Below are 16,927 nucleotides of genomic sequence, written 5' to 3'. Positions count from 1 at the left end.
TTCAGACGTCGCAGAGGCGGATCGCCTCGCGCAGCGAGCCGACGGGATCGGGTGCCGCAGGCATGAACTCCTGCGCCAGATACCCCTCGAAGCCGGTGTCGCGGATCGCGCGACAGATGGCCGGATAATGCAGTTCCTGCTGGTCACCGATCTCGTGCCGGCCTGGCACGCCCGCGGTGTGGTAGTGCTTGAAGAAGCGGTGATGCCTGCCGATGGTGGCGATGATGTCGCCCTCCATGATCTGCATGTGATAGATGTCGTACAGCAGGCCGAAATTGTCCGATCCGAGCCGCTGGCACAGCTCGACGCCCCACGCGGAGTGGTCGCACAGGTAATCGGGATGATCGACCCTGGAGTTCAGCAGCTCCATCACCAGCACGACACCACGCTTCTCGGCATGGCCGAGGATGCGTTTCAGCCCGGCTTCCGCATTCTCCAGGCCTTCCCGCGGATCCATGCCGTCACGATTGCCGGAAAAGCAGATGAGGTTGCGGTAGCCGGCATCGGCCACCAGATCGATGTGCCGCGCGTAGCGCTCCACCAGTGCATCGTGATACTGGCGGCCGGCAAAGCCTTTGGTCAGGCTGATCTCGGCGCCGTTGCACATGGAGCTGTAGACGCCATGCGCCTTCAGTGTGGGCCAGTCCGCCGGTCCCACCAGATCGATGGCGGCGAAGCCGATATCCTTCACCGTCTGGCAGAGCTGGGCGACCGACTGCTGCGGGAACGTCCAGCGGGCGACGGAATGCTTCAGGTTGCCCTTGAGTGGGGCCTGGGCGGCGAACGAGGGCAGCGCGGCTGTCGCAGCCAGGCCAAGGCCGCCAGCGAACGCCATGCGCAACGCATCGCGCCGCGTAAGCCTCGATGCCGGTCCGATCGAATGGATGGACATCCATCTGCCGGCCTCCCAACCGGTATCAAACGCAACGATTCACAGCAATGCAATCGATTGCACCATAAGGGAGGAATTCTTTTTTTTGCAAGACGCGGTGCACGAAAAACCATGCTGCGCGGCACAACGCCGGCCTGCCGTGGAAAAAAGAAAAGCCCCGCATCGGCGGGGCTTTCTGTTTCCTGCGGACGCGCGTCCGATCAGAACGGAAGTGGCTACCTTTTTTTGACAACGAGAGCAAAAAACCCTGTGAAGATGAACATTCCGTCCCGAGGCGGCGAAATACTGTCAACAGACTACCCAATTAGCGGATGGTTGTTAACGCTTTGACTGATCCTCGCCTCCCAGCTGGAGCATCGGGCTCTGCGGAGCCTCTATTGTTCATCCTCCCCAAAGATCAGCTTGCCGACCATGTAGATCGTGCTCCCAAAGTTGTAGATGAGTTGCTCCCCTTGTTTCAGGAACGACTGGCTTGTATCAATCCCTGCTAGCTTCAGAGCATCGGCCACCTTGTCGCTGGCTGGGTGCGCGTCGGCTAGGCGCATATCGTATACCCCGGCTACCACGCTAAACACGCCTCGTGCCTTGTCAACGCCGACCTTCTGAGCAAGCACATCTTCAAGCAGCTTGTTGGATCCCAGCTTGTCTTTGTCTGAGCGTGCAGCGATTTTACGCAGCTCACGCACGTTGAGTCGGTCGGAAAAAACTCGCACTAATTCTTTTGCAAGCCGAAGAAGTGTTGACCTATCCGCGCTAACAAACCTCGTCACGACCTGCATCGCGGCTTGATCATCTATTTCATGAGTGAAAAGAGATATCCCATAGCGCTCCTTAAAGCTTCTCTCAAGCAGCCGCATAGTCTGGAACAGCAGCTCCTCGAATGCATCTGTCGAGGCAGGACGCGCCTCGACCTGGGACATCAAGAGCTCTGGAGATACCTTCCCTTCCGGAGCAACGTTGTTAGACGCCCATACGTGCTGCTCCCAAGTTGGCAATTTTGCAATGTCGTACGCATAGATGGTCAACAAATCCGCTGAGTTGATCCCAAAATGCGTCTGATACCCCGATGTGGATATGATCGCCCCAGTTTCCCGGGTGTACCACTTTAAGGAGAATCCTCTGTGGGCTAGTAGCTCATTTACCACACCTGGACGGAACCAGAGCCATCGGCCGATATCCTCGTCCTTCAGGTCCTGGGAAGCTACGCGAGTACCGTCCGTTTCCGTCACGAAGTGCGGGAGCGCAGAGTCAGCGTCACCTCTGACACGCACGCTAAGTCCCTTGTGATCGATCCATTCGTCTCGCCAGAACTCTCCCTCGACCCTGACCCCCACATATCCACCTCTCTGCCCCTGCCTCTGCTCAGACTCGGTATTGTCGTCGCGCTCCGGCCCCATCACAGGCGCATCTTCTTCTGGGTCCACATCCGTCCTCCAGACGCGAAATGAAGCCCAGCTCCCTCCAAAGACGCGGTCCAGCTCGCGAAGCCTGAGCTCGAACCTCCCTCCGTCCCTTTCCTCATCGACATCTACGAGTTCTTCGTACTCGGTCCCGATCAACGATGGAACGTTCTCAATGCGCCTGCGGTAGTACGACAGCCGCAGCGCCAAGCCCCTCGCGGCCAAGTAGTCGAGCAGGAACTCACGCTTAATCTCGATGGACGTATGACTTCCATCCTCCTCCAACTTCTCACGAACCACCTCAACGAAGTCTTCCTCAGGACGAACCCAGCTGTTTCCATCCTTCACTAGGCGAAGTGCGATCACCAGATCAGGGCTAAGTATCCATTTCCTACCGCCAACCACTGGCTGGTCATGTTCGTACACAAGCTCAACCCCGAGGGGCTCCCTGTCGTTGTACTCGAACTCATCGACAGGAGAATAGTGCCCATCATCGTAGGCATACGGCCGAACGCTGTGCGATATCCCTATCTGCCCCCAACTCAAGCGCTCTGCTCTCTCACGGTGCTCCGGAGGAAATGCGACAGATCCGCAGCCAAAGAACTCGCTGACGTACCCAACAGTCTGCGGGTCGGCTCCGCGGTCCTCCAGCGTCTCCAATGCGCGCAAGGGAACCCACGTGGAGTTGTCGAAACGCCGACGCGTCTCCCGGGTCTGGAGGATCCATTCTCTCTTCATGACCTAAATCCTATCGGTTGTGGGCAAGTGCAAATTTACTTCCGAAACACGAATCGACTTGCACCTCGTAGACCTAAAAAAAATCATTGCTTCTACACACATAAAGGGAAGACATGCCCCCCCAGAAATTCGCACCGCTCACCTATGGGGAAAATCAACCCTTCTTAGTGACGGAGCGCTCTGCTTTGCTAACGACACCCGCACGCGCACCCGCACCCGCACCCGCATGCTAGACCACTGGCAACGGCGAATTAAGGTACACGTCATCTAGGCCGCGGACACTGGCGTTGTATGCCCATCTGACAAACTGTTCAAGTAAGCGAGCGTTCTCCGCTTCGAGCCGTGCGAGCTCGCCCTCCAACCGGGCAATACGATCCATCGCCACCTGCATCTCTGGCAAGTTCTCAAAGGATCGCTGGCGACGATCACCGTTAGCTAGTGCAAGCTTGCGCTGCTCAAAAGCAGCCTGAATTCGAGTGTGCTTATGCAAGGCTTGCCGCGTATACCTTGCGTAGAGATGCTTTTCGACGGCATCCAGCAGTCCCTCCCAGGTCAAACGGCCAGACCAGCCGTCAAGGATCCCGACAATCTTCGCAACATCCGAATCACTGAGGTTCTTTGCTCTACTCATGATGCAGACCCCTCCACTTCAACCTTCCACTCCATAAGCACTGAGCCCTCGTCTCGATGCGTTAGTGACCGGCGTGCCTCTTTCGCTTGCTGCAACCGTGATGCAGGCCTTACATGATTCAATCGAATCAACGCGCCGCGTGCCACCGCGGGATCGTCCAAGATCTTGATCAGCTCTAGAAGTCTGGAGTGCGTCAATCTCTGGTGTTCAACCCACCGTGATGCGCCGTAGGTTCCACCAGCCTCGGCGACTTCCGCTTCACCCAGAAGAGCTGCAGTTTCAGCCAGCTTAGATCGCGCGTTTGCTTCGCCCACCTCATCCCCCTTAATGCAGACTTGCTCGTTGCAATTCGCACAGTCCCGATGCAAGGAACAAGGAGACATGACGAAGTCGTGGACGCAGAATCCGAAATCGGTCGTGTGGGCGGCTTGGATGCCCATTTCCGCGAACTTCTCTCGAGGAATTAGGCTAACGCGGACCTGCGGCAGCGGCTCGACCGCCAGTTCAGTCACCGACTCGCGCTGCCTCTCCTGCCGCAGCCCCACAAGCCGCGCCTGAACATCGCGATCAGAGACGTGGTTGTATGAGTCATTCTGACGAACATCATTCCGACCCGACCACTTTGCGATGTCGAGTTCACTCATGCCACCGGCCTGAGCCAAGGTATTCAGATAGTGTCTGAATTGGTGAGTACGAATGACGATTGGAGATCCGTCCAAATCGAAGTAGCCCAGATGATCGAAGACGGACTTGACTCCGTGCTCTGTACGACCACCAAGACCAGTAGAAATAAAGTCCTGATCTGGCGCCTCGATGACGCAACGGAACGTACGCCTGGTCCGATGCAACTCATTACGCCGAACCACGCAAAGCGCTTCGCTGTACCGCAGATCAGAATCGACATCCAACCATGGGAATCCTCTGGGCAGGAAGCTGATGACAGAAGCCTCAACATCCGAGAACTTGATCACAGTTCTGCCGCGACGCTTCTCGAGAGGCACGCCATTACCCAAACACCACGCCCTAGTGCTCGCGGGCGACGCCGATTCTGCAAAAAGGACTTCGCCGAGCTCTGCAATTGACAAGTCACCGCCGCGCAAATGCTCGAGATGTGATGGGAGGAACATCGACTTGGGATTGCGTTCGTACCAGCGCGCCACGCGACGCGCCTCTGCAGATAGTTCATTGAGTCTTCTCACGGCCTCGCGCACGACCGAACTCATAGATGGCACAACCCACTTGACCATGGGGTCTGCACCCTTGGAAGGCCAGAACCGCAGCCCATATGCCGGCGACGCATCGGGACGAGCTGTTGTGACCTCAGGCTCCGCCCTAAGCAGCAAAACCTCATTCACCCGATCCGGGGCCGAGCACATGATCCCCGCCGCCGACGTTACAAACAGATCAGCAGGTTCGCTCGCCGCGCGAAAGGCCAGCGCTAGGCATTCCAACGAGCGGGGGCTGGGAAGCTTAGCCTGTCGTGCAGCCTCGAACTCCTCTCCTACCCTACCGATCGCGTCCGTCGGGCGAGGTATGGAATTGGACCACCGCAATGGGACAGCCGCTAAGCGATTGTCATCAATGAACGACGCAAGCATCTCCAATTGTGAACCGACTCGATAGCCCGCAGATGGGCTGAACTTGGCCCGGATGAGTAGAGCCGCTCTATTAAAGGTCGCCGCAGTGACAGATGCGACGTTACAAGCCCCCTGATCTTCCAGTACAGCCGCCAATGCTCGCAGGGAGGCGAGCCGAAACCCTATACACTTCGTTGGCCGCATCCCATGCTGATATCGAAGGTAGGACTTGGCGAACGAACCGAAGGGCTCGGGCATCGGGCGTGGTACGCGCTCGTTAACTGATTCCCATGAGCTAAAAATAGCGCGAAACGCGCCTCGCTTAGCTTTGATTCTGACAGAATCCGCGATCTCCCACGCCATTTCATCGAAGGCAAGCTCGGCACCAAAGATGGTCAACTCATTCCGGCACAGAGCGATAAACGCAGAGACATTTTGCTCGGCATTTCGCTCACTACGCGGCTGGAAGAGAACTACTTTAGCCACAGGCTTTAGCTCCACCGAGTGAGCAACGACGCACCTTAGCCTGGCGGCATTCCTCTATCACGGCCGCAACTGCGAATATGGTTCGGTCATTGATGGAAGCGATGCGCTTATCAGAATGCCTGAGCTGCTTTTCACGCTGGTCAAGCAGGTGCTGTAGTACCGCCTCATGTGGCCCATCCATCCACGCCTCGAAGCTGGTGCAGGTGTAACAGGCGATCGGAGCATTGAATCCGCAGAATCCGTGTGCTCCACAATCGCCCATAGGGGAACCGCTTCGATCAATACGCAGATCGATTACGCGCTTCGACGTATTCTCGCCCAATCCCTCCACAAGCGTTCCCGCGAACGCCTGGGCCAAGGGAGCCATCTCCATGGCAATGGCACGATCAATGCGCTCGATGATTGCAGGCGAACTGGCCGAGTAAACGCCAACATTCTGGGTGTCTGTGTGATCGAGAAGTCGGGCGATGACCAAAGGACTGTACCCCTCTTCTCCAGCTCGCGTTCCGATCGTTCTCCTGAATCGGACACCGCTTATGCTCATCGCCTTACCCGTGCGCTCGGAGACGACTGACAGGCTTTCGAGAACGGCCGTAATCGTCCGGCCAATCATGACGGAAGTCCGATGGAATTCAAATCCTTGGGCACCCCCCTTCGAGCGCACAGAGGGAAAGAGAGGGGCTTGCCCTGCATCGTCTAGGATCGAACAGAAGCGTGCGCGAACGCTCTCAGCGTACGAACTGACATGCTCACCAAACTGCTCGACAAGCGGGCGCTCTACGAACTGAGCACGCGAAAAATTGGCACCCTTCTTAGCGCTTGGCATCTGGATGGAATACTTCAGCATCCCATCAGCATCTGTTTCCACCCTAACATCGCAGACCTTTAAGGACGCGTACTGCTTGCTGCGCTGACCCAATAGGATAAAAAGCCACGCCAAGGTGAAATCCGCTGTAGACACATCACCTTTTGCATATGCTTGATTGAGCGCTGATTGCAGCGCTTCTTCTTCGAGATGGGTGAAAGGACCATCATGTGGATCCCATGTAAGTACTGACACACCCTTGTCATTGCCCTTGAGCCGCAATTGTTTGAGAAGCAGCTCGACGTCTTCACCGACCCCTGGGTAGCCCAGCTGGACCCATTTGCGGAGGAACCCCGCGAAGGACCCCAAGTACCATTCCTTCGACTGATGGAGGCCCGCACGGTAGTTCAGCAAATCTACGGCTGTGATGCTGGAAACCTGCATAGGCGTAGCACGTAGGAAGTGCTGCAGCCTTTGAAACATATTCTTTAGATGGTCGGGAGAACGATTCTCTGCATACCACGTCAGTACGGACTTGGCACCATTACGCAGCGCTGGCGAAGCGTTTGGCAGCTGATCGAAGTCCAAATGAATGTTATTGACACCATCGCGGTATGCCCAGATATCGGCGCTTGGATCGAACTCGATGCCCGACTTAGTGCGACTGCCTACCCATACAGTGAGTGCACGCGCCTCGCTAGCTTCTTGCTGATACAAGGGGTCATGTGTCACCTGCTCTTCCTCACTGGGCGGCTAAAGGACTTGGCTTGCATCTCCAGCGACGCATCATTGCTTTTTCGCTGCACGTGCCTTTTCGTGTAGTGCGAAGCCATCTTCGACCTAGGTGACCAGCCCATCGTCTGGGTCCGCATCCTTTCTTCGTCTTCTGCAGACACCCCTTGGCTATCCATGAGATCAGAGAAGTCGTCGTTCCAGGTGTGCCTCAAGACATGTGGTGAGAGGTCATCAGGAAGACCGGGAACCTTGCTACGCAGCTCCCTGAAAAGCTTGTTGAGCGCAGGCTTTGACAGCGGCTGGCCTGTTCCCGTCGCCACGAAGAGATAGGGATGGCGGCGCGCACCTTTGATCTTTGCTCGTTCCCCCATTATGTAACTCTGGATCAACTTCGCCAGATCAGGACTCATTGCAAGTAGGCGACCTCGCGTTTTGACAAGCGGCGCGCTTTTTCGCGGCTCTTCGGGGTTGCCAGGCCGCCGAACGATCGTGACCTCCCCGGTCCGAATGTTGACGTCACTAGCGTAGGTAGCAAGCAGCTCGCCGTTACGAACGCCCAGAAGGAGTAGCCAGAGGAAGATAAGTTGGTTGCGAACCCGGACGTGCCTGTTCTTCCAGGGGTTGTCCGCACTGTCGGGATCAATGACCTCGAGAATGCGTGCACGGACCTCCGCGTCTACCCCCTGACGGCTAGCCTGCGCGGAATGGCGGCTGGGCATTCTGGCATTGATAAGGCTGACGAAAGTTTGAGTGGCCTCGAGCAAGCTGTGATTGTGAGGATGTCCTACCTCTAGCTTCAGGCGCCGACCGGCTGTTAGCCAGGAGATGTAGTCGCGAATGTATGCCATACGGGTTGCCTTCGTGTCGGCACCCACCTGAGCCGGCGCTTTCACCGTGGGGCGCATTCGGGCCTGCTCCAGCGTTACGACCCTAGACACCACCGCTCGGGGTGACTCATCCATCTGGCTCAGAGCGTCGAGTTCCTCTTGCCGCAATCCAACCAGCTTGGTGAGCAACTCCACCTCTCCTAGGGTAAAGAGCCGACCGTCATTGATTCGATCGTGAATGTCTATACCGAGATGACGAAACACTTGATGGCCAATCATCACAGCCCTGGCCGCGTGCTCGAGCGTGTTGGTCGCCAAGCCAACTGCCCGAAGCTCGGTAACCAGAAATAGGTTTGGATGCCAGAGGGGGGATCCCGATTCCCTGCAGAGAAGCATCGGAAGTCGCTCTCCAGACTCGAACCGAACTGTTTTCACCCTGTAGCCAGCGGCCATGTTGACGTTTCCGAAAGGTAGTCGGTAAGCCGGGAAATCGGCAGCCGCCGGAAAACGTTAACAACAAAAAAAGGCCCTTGGCAAATGCGCCAAGAGCCCTTGTTAACAGATACTAAAAGGTATCCTCTAGAACGGAATGTCGTCGTCAGCAAAATCGTCCATCGGCGGCGCCGACTGCTGCGGCTGCGGGCGCTGGTTGCCGCCCTGGTTGCCGTAACCGCCACCCTGGTTGCCGCCCTGGTTGCCATAGCCACCGCCCTGTCCACCACGCTGGCCACCACCGCCGTACTCCTGGCGCGGTGCCTGCTGGCGCTGCGGACGATCACCGCCGTAGTTGCCGCCACCACCGCCACCGCCTTCACCGCGGCCGCCCAGCATCTGCATCTCATCGGCGACGATATCGGTGGAGTACTTCTCCACGCCGTCCTGGCCGGTGTACTTGTCGTAACGCAGGCTGCCTTCGACGTAGACCGAGCTGCCCTTGCGCAGGTACTCGCCGGCGATCTCACCGAGCTTGCCGAAGAACACCACGCGGTGCCATTCGGTGCGTTCCTGCTGGTTGCCATCCTTGTCCTTGCGGACGCTGGTGGTGGCCAGGCTGATGCGGGTGATCGCCATGCCGCTCTGGGTGTACTTCACGTCCGGGTCGTTGCCGAGATTGCCGACCAGGATGACTTTATTGATGCCGCGCGCCATAGGTACCTTCGTCCGTTGTCCAGGGGCAGTCGACCAGTGATAGCACAGCCCCGGCCGGGGGTGCAGGACACTGGGCCGCCCCCGATGAATTTGGGGGAATGCAAGAACACCGCATCTTAGCACTGCCGCCGCTCCGTGCCCGGCCAGAAGCGACGAAAGACACCGAAAGATCCTACTGAAATCCTTGTAAGGCAATGACTTAGCCATCCGGGCCGGAGCTCCCGGCGCGGCCGGCCGCAGTGACGGCCGGCGCTGCGATGGCGCCCCCATGGCATCATGCCGGGGCATCTACTCATTCGTTCGCGCGCTTCCCCCATGACCATCAAAGGCAAAGCCACCTCCCTGGACATCGCCCATCTGGCCGGCGTCTCCCAGCCGACGGTGTCGCGGGCGCTGCGCGGCAGCCCGATGGTCAATGCGGAGACCCGCGAACGCATCCTGCGCATCGCCCGCGAGCTGAACTACAAGGTGGACAAGAACGCCTCCAGCCTACGCCTGCGCAATGCCGGCACGCTGGCCCTGCTGTTCTTCGAGGACCCGACCAACGACGATTCGCTGATCAACCCGTTCTTCCACTCGATGCTGGGTTCGATCACCCGCGCCTGCGCGTTGCACGGGCAGGATCTGCTGGTGTCGTTCCAGCAGCTGTCGACCGACTGGCAGGCCGACTACGAGGACAGCAACAAGGCCGACGGCATCATCCTGCTGGGCTATGGCGACTACCACGAATCGCGCGACCGCCTGCAGCGGCTGGTCGAACAGGGCACCCACTTCGTGCGCTGGGGTGCGGCCCTGCCCGGCCAGCCCGGGGTATCGATCGGCAGCGACAACTTCCAGGGCGGGCACGACATCACCACCCATCTTCTGCAGCAGGGCTGTCGGCGCATTGCCTTCCTCGGCCACGCCTCCAGCCATTACCCGGAATTCGAGGAGCGCTACCGCGGTCACGTAGCAGCTCTTCGCGATCACGGGCTGCATGCCGAACCGGCCCTGCAGCACGATGCCATCACCACCGAAGCGTCCGGCCAGGAAGCCTGCCAGGCGCTGCTGGCGCGAGGCGAACCGATCGATGCGATCTGCGCCGCCAGCGACCTGATCGCCATCGGTGCGATCCGTGCACTGCGCGAGGCCGGGCTGCGGGTGCCGCAGGACGTGGCGGTCACCGGGTTCGATGACATCCCGCTGGCCGCATCTGTATCGCCGGCATTGACCACCGTGCAGCAGGACACCAAGCAGGCCGGGCAGCTGCTGGTGGAACGGCTGCTGGCCTCGATCAGCCGGCAGCCGGTGGAGAGCCAGAGCATCCCGGTGAAGCTGGTAGTGCGGGAGTCGTCGCTGCGCTGAGGCCGCAGCGTCGGCTATGCTGCACCCATCCGCCGGGCGCGCCCCGGCATCGCATGCACCACCCGGGAGAAGGCCTTTGTCCTCCGTCAGCATCCACTTCCCGCACCGGTAACGGCGGCGAAAGGCGGGCTGCGTCACGACTGACACCCGCATCTCCCTCGTACCGGTCATGCCCGCTTCGGGCACTTCCACCTGTCGAGGTTCCCGTGCTTTCACCTGTTTCCGCGCTTGATCTGCGCGCACTGTTGTCACACCCCTGTTCCACTGAAGATGCCATCGCACCGCTGCCTGTGCTGGCGATGCTGGCCGATCTGGCCGAGCGTATCGAACCGCTGTTCACACCCGCTGCCTGGCAGGTCGTGGATGCCGGCCGGCCAGTGGGCCTGTTCTCATTGACCCGCCCGCCGGAGCAGGGCGTGCTGGACATCGGCTATGGCATCGCCCCTGCGCATCAGGGGCGTGGCCTGGCGGGCCGGGCACTGGCCGAACTGGTGACCTGGGCCCGCCACGATGCACGCGTGCGTTGCCTGTCCGCTGAAACGGCCGTGGGCAACGCCGCTTCGCAGGCGGTGCTGCATCGCAATGGCTTTGCCGTCATCGGTCAGCGCATCGACGCCGAGGACGGTGCACTGTTGTTCTGGCGACTGCAGGTGGCTGCCGACTGAGGCGTCGATCGGGGCGGCGGCCCGGCCGCCGCCCCACCCAACGCACAACGGCAGGATTCCCCCCCCATGACCAACGGCGGATGCGCACGGACGCTGATGCGCGGATAACGCGCAGACATCGCCCAAGGAAAGGTGTACGTCGCATGCTGAAGATCGATTCGCTGTCCAAGACGTACGCCAACGGCGTGCATGCCCTCAACAACGTCAACCTGGACATCCCGCGCGGCATGTTCGGCCTGCTCGGCCCGAACGGCGCCGGCAAGTCGTCGCTGATGCGCACGCTGTCCACCCTGCAGGAGGCCGACAGCGGCTCGGCCGTCCTCAGCATCCCCGGCGAAGCGCCGATCGACGTGCTGCGCGACAAGGATGCGGTGCGCCGCCGGCTGGGCTACCTGCCGCAGGATTTCGGCGTCTACCCCAAGGTCAGCGCGCTGGACCTGCTGGAGCATTTCGCGGTGCTCAAGGGCCTGACCCAGCGCGCGCAACGACGCGAGGTGGTCGATGGGCTGCTGCAGCAGGTGAACCTGTGGGACGCCCGCAAACGCAAGCTGGGCACCTACTCCGGCGGCATGCGCCAGCGCTTCGGCATCGCCCAGGCGTTGCTGGGTGACCCACGGCTGGTGATCGTCGATGAGCCCACCGCCGGCCTCGACCCGGAAGAACGCAACCGCTTCCTCAACCTGCTGGCGGCCATCGGCGAGAACGTGGCGGTGATCCTGTCCACCCACATCGTCGAGGACGTGACCGACCTGTGCCCGACGATGGCGATCATGAACAAAGGCCAGGTGCTGCTGACCGGGCGCCCGGCCGATGCCATCGACGCGTTGCAGCAGCAGGTCTGGCGCAAGCAGGTCGATCCTTCTGAACTGCCCGATCACGAGGCGCGCTACGTGGTGCTGTCCACGCGCCTGGTCGGGGGCCGCCCGGTGATCCACGTGCACAGCGCCAACGACCCCGGCGACGGCTTCTCGGCCGTAGCTCCCGACCTCGAGGACGTGTACTTCCAGCGCCTGCGCCTGCAGGCCCGTGCCCGCGCGGCAGCCTGAGCGGAGCACGCCATGATCCTCAACTTCTTCCGCTTCGAGCTGCGCGAGCAGCTGCGTTCCCCACTGCTTTGGCTGCTGGCCGGGCTGTTCGCCCTGCTCGCCTTCGCCGCCGCCTCCAGCGACGCCGTGCAGATCGGTGGCGGCACTGGCAACGTGCACAGCAACGCGCCCACGGTGATCGCGCAGATGCTGGGCATCTTCACCCTGCTCGGCATGCTGGTCACCGCGCTGTTCGTCAGCAACGCGCTGTTGCGTGACTTCGAACTCGGCACCGCCGAACTGATCTTCGCCAGCCCGGTGAAACGCCGCGACTACCTGGCCGGGCGCATTGCCGCCGCCCTGGCGGCAGGCTTGCTGGTCTACGTGCTGATCGCGTTCGGCCTATGGCTGGCACCGTTCATGCCGTGGGTCGATCCCGAACGCATGGGCCCGATCAGCTGGCAGGGCTATGCGTGGACGTTCGCAGTCATCGTCATTCCCAACCTGTTGTTCACCACCGCGCTGCTGTCGCTGCTGGCGGCGCTGACCCGCTCGATCCTGTGGGTCTACATCGGCCTGGTGGCCTACCTGGTGCTGTATGGCGCCAGCGCGGCCCTGCTGCGCGACATCGACAACACGTGGATCGCGGTGCTGAGCGAACCGCTGGGCATGCGCGCACTGGGCCGCACGATCCGCTACTGGTCCACCGCCGAACGCAACAACGGGATCCCCGAACTGGCCGGCTACCTGCTGGCCAACCGCGCCCTGTGGTTGGGTGTGGCTGCCGTACTGTTCGCCGCCACCTTCGCGCTGTTCCGCACCGAACGCAGCGGCAGTGGCCGTCGGCGCTGGGGCCGCAGGCAGGCGCAACCGGTTGCCGATGCCACCGGCATCCGCCCCAGCCGCGCAACGCTGGCGCGCGTGGTACCGGCGTTCACTGCCACCACCGCGTGGCAGCAGTTCCTGCGCCAGGTCCGTTTCGACACCGGCGGCGTGCTGCGGAGCGTCCCGTTCATCGTGCTGCTGGTGCTGGGGCTGGCCAACTTCCTGCCCAGTGCACTGTTCCGGCAGACCCTGTACGGCACCTCGATCTGGCCGGTCACCTCGCAGATGATCATGGGCCTGCAGGGCGCCTTCAGCTGGCTGCTGGTGATCATCGTGCTGTTCTTCGCCGGTGAGCTGGTCTGGAAGGAACGCAGCGCGCGCATCAATGAAGTGACCGACGCCATGCCGGTGCCGAACTGGGTGCCGCTGCTGGCCAAGTTCACCGCACTGCTGGCCGTGATCGTCTGCTTCCAGGCCGCCGGCGCGGTGGCGGCGATGGGCGTGCAGCTGGCCAAGGGCTACACGCATCTGGAGCCGCTGCTGTACCTGCGCAGCCTGGCGCTGGATTCGGTGGTCTACATCCTCATGGGGGGCCTAGCGCTGGTGCTGCAGGTGCTCACCAACAACAAGTTCGTCGGTTACGCATTGCTGATCGTGGTGATGATCGGTCAGGGTGTGCTGGGCATGCTCGACTACACGCAGAACCTGTACAACTTCGGCAGCTGGCCCAACGCACCCTATTCGGACATGAACGGCTACGGCCACTTCCTGACCGGTCAACTGGCATTCCAGGGCTACTGGGCGCTGTTCCTGCTGGCATTGATGTGCCTGGCGTCGGCCTTCTGGGTACGGGGTGTCAGCCAGGGCCTGCGCCAGCGCCTGGCCCTGGCCGGCCGCCGCCTGCGCGGTCCGACCGGTGCCTTTGCGGCGCTGGCAGCAGTGGCGTTCGTCGGCCTGGGCGGCTGGCTGTACTGGAGCACCAACATCCGCAACGAGTTCATCTCGCCCGACGAGCAGCTGGACCTGCAGGCCCGCTACGAGCGCGAGCTGTCGAAGTACCGCAACCTGCCGCAACCACGCATTGTCGCCGTGGACAACCGCGTGGACCTGTTCCCGGAAGCGCAGTCGATGGTGATCGATGCGAATTGGACGGTGCGCAACACCCACGCCACACCGATCCAGGACGTGCACGTCTCGATGGGTGATGACAAGCAGCTGGTTGCGGTCGATCTGGGCGGACAGACGCTATCGATGCACGACGCCGATCTCGGCTACCGCATCTACCGCCTGCAGAAACCGCTGCAACCGGGTGAAACCCGCAGCATCCATTTCCGGGTGGTGCAGAAGCCCAACGGTATCACCGCCGGCCAGGCCCCAAGCAACATCGTGGACAACGGCACGTTCTTCAACAGCCGCGTACTGCCGTCGTTCGGCTACAACGAAGGCGCCGAGATCAGCGACCGCAACGAACGCCGCAAGCGCGACCTGGGTGAGCCCCGGCGCATGCCCAAGCTGGAAGACGAAGCCGCACGCGCAAACACCTACATCTCCAACGATGCCGACTGGCTCGACTTCCGCACCACGGTCTGCACGGCACCGGACCAGGTGGCGCTGGCCCCGGGTTACCTCCAGCATGAGACCACGGTCAACGGCCGGCGCTGCTTCAGCTATGCCATGGACCGGCCGATGCTGAACTTCTACGCCTATCTGTCGGCACGCTGGGAGGTGCGCAAGGCGAAGTACAAGAACATCCCGGTGGAGGTCTACTTCGACCCCGCTCACAGCTACAACGTGGACCGGATGATCGAAGCGGTGCAGAAGTCGCTGGCCTACTACGAGGCGAACTTCACCCCGTACCAGCATCGCCAAGTGCGCATCATCGAGTTTCCGGGTTATGCACGCTTCGCGCAGTCGTTCGCCAACACCATCCCCTACTCCGAGGCCATCGGTTTCATCGCCGACCTGCGTGACCCGGACAAGGTGGACTACGTGTTCTACGTGACCGCGCACGAGATCGCACACCAGTGGTGGGCGCACCAGGTGATCGGCGCCAACGTGCAGGGTGCAACGGTGCTGTCCGAATCGCTGTCGCAGTACTCGGCACTGATGGTGATGGAGCAGGAATACGGCCGCCAGCACATGCGCCAGTTCCTCAAGCGCGAGCTGGACGGCTACCTGTCCGGCCGCGGTGGCGAGGCCATCGAGGAGCAACCGTTGGAACGCGTGGAGAACCAGCAGTACATCCACTACGAGAAGGGTTCGCTGGTGTTCTACCGGCTGCGCGAGGAAATCGGCGAGCAGGCCCTGAACCGTGCGTTGAAGCGCTTCCTGCAGGACAAGGGGTACCAGCAGCCTCCGTACACTACCTCACGCGAACTGCTGGACTACATCCGGGCCGAGACCCCGGCCGACCGCCAGCAGCTGGTCACCGAGCTGTTCGAGAAAATCAGCTTCTACGACAACCGGGTGATGGCCGCCAGCGCCCGCAAGCGCGATGACGGCCGCTATGACGTGACCCTGGACCTGCACGCGGCCAAGCAGTATGCCGACGGCAAGGGCCAGGAAAGCGACGGCACGATGGACGACTGGATCGAGATCGGCGTGTTCGCCAACGGCCCCTCGGGCAAGGAACGCGACCAGAAGGTGCTGTACCTGCAGCGTCATCACATCACCAGTGCGCAGCCGAGGATCACGGTGACCGTGGATGAAACGCCGGACGAGGCGGGTTTCGACCCCTACAACAAGCTGATCGACCGGGTGAGCGACGACAACCGGCGCAAGGTGACGATGTGAGGCAATGGGGCGCCGGCCGATGTGCCGGTGCTCCACGCAACGCGTGCGTTCCTGGCTCGGCCTTACTGTAGTGCCGAGCCATGCTCGGCACACTGCCCACGATGGCCGCGAAGCTTCAGCGTACCGAGGCTTTCGGCCCCAGCAACGCAGCAGCACATGGACCACGACCGTGGCGATGGTAGCGAGCGCCGCGATCAGGAAGATCAGGGCCAGGCAGGATTGGCGCGGTGTGGATGCGCTCATTCGGCCAACCTGCGCACCATCACACGCCGCCCAGCCAATGCCAGCAGTGCAGCAACGCCTGCATCCCCCTGCGCTTGAGCTGCACGGCACCGACCCACGGGTGTCCATCGAAAGCTCCGATCAGGTGCGGGAAACCCTCGGCATCCTGTGGCGTGTTCAGCTGCTGCCGTTCCTGTTCCAGCGAAAAGCCGCGTCCTGGCCCCGAAGGGAAGCTTTCCGCATCGTCGATCCATGCTCGACTGATCTGGCATTGTGCGGACGGCAGTCGAGCATGGCTCGACTCTACAAATTACGCAGCGTCGGCTCAGCCCTGGGCGAAATCCTTCAGGATCTCGCCGACGCCGCTGGGCGAAATCTCGAAGCCCAGCGAGGTACCCGGGTTGATCACCACGCCGTAGCCACCCGGCACGCGGCGCAGCACATCCAGCATCAGCCAGCGGATCTGGTGTTCGGCCTGCTGGCTGTAGATGCCCACCCGCGATGGGTTGGTGAACACGGCCACGTGCAGCGTGCCCTGCTTGTCGAACAGCAGTGGGTCGAAGCCGCTGCCGTCGGGGGTGACCAGGCTGCCGGTCAGCAGCAGCACCTCGGAGGCGACGAAGGCCTCCATGAAGGCGCGGATCGGCACCGCCCCGTCCATCGCCGCCTTCAGCAGGGTTTCGATCGGGGTCTGCGGGGCGAGGTCGGACATGGCGGTACGGCGCGGCGTGGGGGGTGCCTATTGTAGGGTCGAGCCTGCTCGAAGAGCGTGCCAACCGAGGTTGGCACCTACCAGAGCGGGAGTGCCAACCC

At 61.3% G+C, this 16,927-nt stretch carries 13 protein-coding genes; 5 read left to right on the top strand and 8 right to left on the bottom strand.

Features of this window, described 5'->3' with window-relative positions; translation table 11 throughout:
- Position 1: 1 nt before the first annotated feature.
- The gene (locus ACZLIF_RS05425) at positions 2–892 is read right to left on the bottom strand and encodes a hydroxypyruvate isomerase family protein (protein ID WP_195840302.1); all 891 of its coding nucleotides are present in this window, start codon (positions 890–892) and stop codon (positions 2–4) included.
- Here ACZLIF_RS05425 and ACZLIF_RS05420 point away from each other — a divergent pair.
- Entirely contained in the window at positions 834–1,121 is a 288-nt protein-coding gene (locus ACZLIF_RS05420) for a hypothetical protein (protein ID WP_128989370.1), read from the top strand. The genes ACZLIF_RS05425 and ACZLIF_RS05420 overlap by 59 nt on opposite strands.
- A gap of 145 nt (positions 1,122–1,266) precedes the next feature.
- On the opposite strand, the gene ACZLIF_RS05415 is transcribed toward ACZLIF_RS05420, so the two are convergent.
- The 6 genes from ACZLIF_RS05415 to ACZLIF_RS05390 form a co-directional block, all read right to left on the bottom strand.
- Positions 1,267–3,030: a hypothetical protein gene (locus ACZLIF_RS05415; protein ID WP_111205837.1), complete on the bottom strand. Its 1,764-nt coding sequence runs from the start codon at positions 3,028–3,030 to the stop codon at positions 1,267–1,269.
- 229 nt (positions 3,031–3,259) lie between these two features.
- Entirely contained in the window at positions 3,260–3,661 is a 402-nt protein-coding gene (locus ACZLIF_RS05410; protein WP_049418571.1) for a hypothetical protein, read from the bottom strand.
- Positions 3,658–5,724: an integrase gene (locus ACZLIF_RS05405; protein ID WP_128989372.1), complete on the bottom strand. Its 2,067-nt coding sequence runs from the start codon at positions 5,722–5,724 to the stop codon at positions 3,658–3,660. The genes ACZLIF_RS05410 and ACZLIF_RS05405 overlap by 4 nt, the downstream gene beginning before the upstream one ends.
- Complete coding sequence (locus ACZLIF_RS05400) at positions 5,717–7,261, bottom strand: site-specific integrase (RefSeq protein ID WP_128989374.1); 1,545 nt, start codon at positions 7,259–7,261, stop codon at positions 5,717–5,719. The genes ACZLIF_RS05405 and ACZLIF_RS05400 overlap by 8 nt, the downstream gene beginning before the upstream one ends.
- Positions 7,258–8,544, bottom strand: coding sequence for a tyrosine-type recombinase/integrase (locus ACZLIF_RS05395; protein WP_128989376.1), 1,287 nt, complete (start codon positions 8,542–8,544; stop codon positions 7,258–7,260). Before ACZLIF_RS05395 ends, ACZLIF_RS05400 begins: the two co-directional genes overlap by 4 nt.
- 126 nt (positions 8,545–8,670) lie before the next feature.
- The gene (locus ACZLIF_RS05390; RefSeq protein WP_053516685.1) at positions 8,671–9,240 is read right to left on the bottom strand and encodes a single-stranded DNA-binding protein; all 570 of its coding nucleotides are present in this window, start codon (positions 9,238–9,240) and stop codon (positions 8,671–8,673) included.
- A 315-nt stretch (positions 9,241–9,555) separates the two neighbouring features.
- Between ACZLIF_RS05390 and ACZLIF_RS05385 the strand changes: the two genes are divergently transcribed.
- The 4 genes from ACZLIF_RS05385 to ACZLIF_RS05370 all read left to right on the top strand — a co-directional run bounded on the left by ACZLIF_RS05385 (position 9,556) and on the right by ACZLIF_RS05370 (position 15,892).
- A complete protein-coding gene (locus ACZLIF_RS05385) occupies positions 9,556–10,584 on the top strand; it encodes a LacI family DNA-binding transcriptional regulator (protein WP_128989382.1) in 1,029 nt (342 codons plus the stop codon).
- Positions 10,585–10,790: 206 nt separating this feature from the next.
- Positions 10,791–11,249 (top strand): GNAT family N-acetyltransferase, encoded by a 459-nt coding sequence (locus ACZLIF_RS05380; RefSeq protein ID WP_206733983.1) that lies wholly within the window; start codon positions 10,791–10,793, stop codon positions 11,247–11,249.
- A 143-nt stretch (positions 11,250–11,392) separates the two neighbouring features.
- Positions 11,393–12,295, top strand: a complete 903-nt coding sequence (locus ACZLIF_RS05375; protein ID WP_128989386.1) for an ABC transporter ATP-binding protein — start codon at positions 11,393–11,395, stop codon at positions 12,293–12,295.
- Between the two features lie 12 nt (positions 12,296–12,307).
- A complete protein-coding gene (locus tag ACZLIF_RS05370) occupies positions 12,308–15,892 on the top strand; it encodes an ABC transporter permease/M1 family aminopeptidase (protein ID WP_128989388.1) in 3,585 nt (1,194 codons plus the stop codon).
- 547 nt (positions 15,893–16,439) lie between these two features.
- Here the strand turns inward: ACZLIF_RS05370 and ACZLIF_RS05365 are convergent.
- Positions 16,440–16,826, bottom strand: coding sequence for an SseB family protein (locus ACZLIF_RS05365; RefSeq protein WP_128989390.1), 387 nt, complete (start codon positions 16,824–16,826; stop codon positions 16,440–16,442).
- Positions 16,827–16,927 lie beyond the last annotated feature (101 nt).

It is taken from the genome of Stenotrophomonas sp. 2201_Sma, assembly GCF_056486685.1.
Note: the sequence above shows the minus strand (reverse complement) of the source record. Positions and strands in the feature narration are given on the sequence as shown.

Excerpts from the sequence above, each read along its gene's own strand:
- ACZLIF_RS05390 (WP_053516685.1), bottom strand. The coding sequence starts at position 9,240 with ATGGCGCGCGGCATCAATAAAGTCATCCTGGTCGGCAATCTCGGCAAC.
- ACZLIF_RS05410 (WP_049418571.1), bottom strand. The coding sequence starts at position 3,661 with ATGAGTAGAGCAAAGAACCTCAGTGATTCGGATGTTGCGAAGATTGTC.
- ACZLIF_RS05385 (WP_128989382.1), top strand. The coding sequence starts at position 9,556 with ATGACCATCAAAGGCAAAGCCACCTCCCTGGACATCGCCCATCTGGCC.
- ACZLIF_RS05370 (WP_128989388.1), top strand. The coding sequence starts at position 12,308 with ATGATCCTCAACTTCTTCCGCTTCGAGCTGCGCGAGCAGCTGCGTTCC.
- ACZLIF_RS05365 (WP_128989390.1), bottom strand. The coding sequence starts at position 16,826 with ATGTCCGACCTCGCCCCGCAGACCCCGATCGAAACCCTGCTGAAGGCG.
- ACZLIF_RS05420 (WP_128989370.1), top strand. The coding sequence starts at position 834 with ATGCGCAACGCATCGCGCCGCGTAAGCCTCGATGCCGGTCCGATCGAA.
- ACZLIF_RS05395 (WP_128989376.1), bottom strand. The coding sequence starts at position 8,544 with ATGGCCGCTGGCTACAGGGTGAAAACAGTTCGGTTCGAGTCTGGAGAG.
- ACZLIF_RS05375 (WP_128989386.1), top strand. The coding sequence starts at position 11,393 with ATGCTGAAGATCGATTCGCTGTCCAAGACGTACGCCAACGGCGTGCAT.
- ACZLIF_RS05425 (WP_195840302.1), bottom strand. The coding sequence starts at position 892 with ATGTCCATCCATTCGATCGGACCGGCATCGAGGCTTACGCGGCGCGAT.
- ACZLIF_RS05415 (WP_111205837.1), bottom strand. The coding sequence starts at position 3,030 with ATGAAGAGAGAATGGATCCTCCAGACCCGGGAGACGCGTCGGCGTTTC.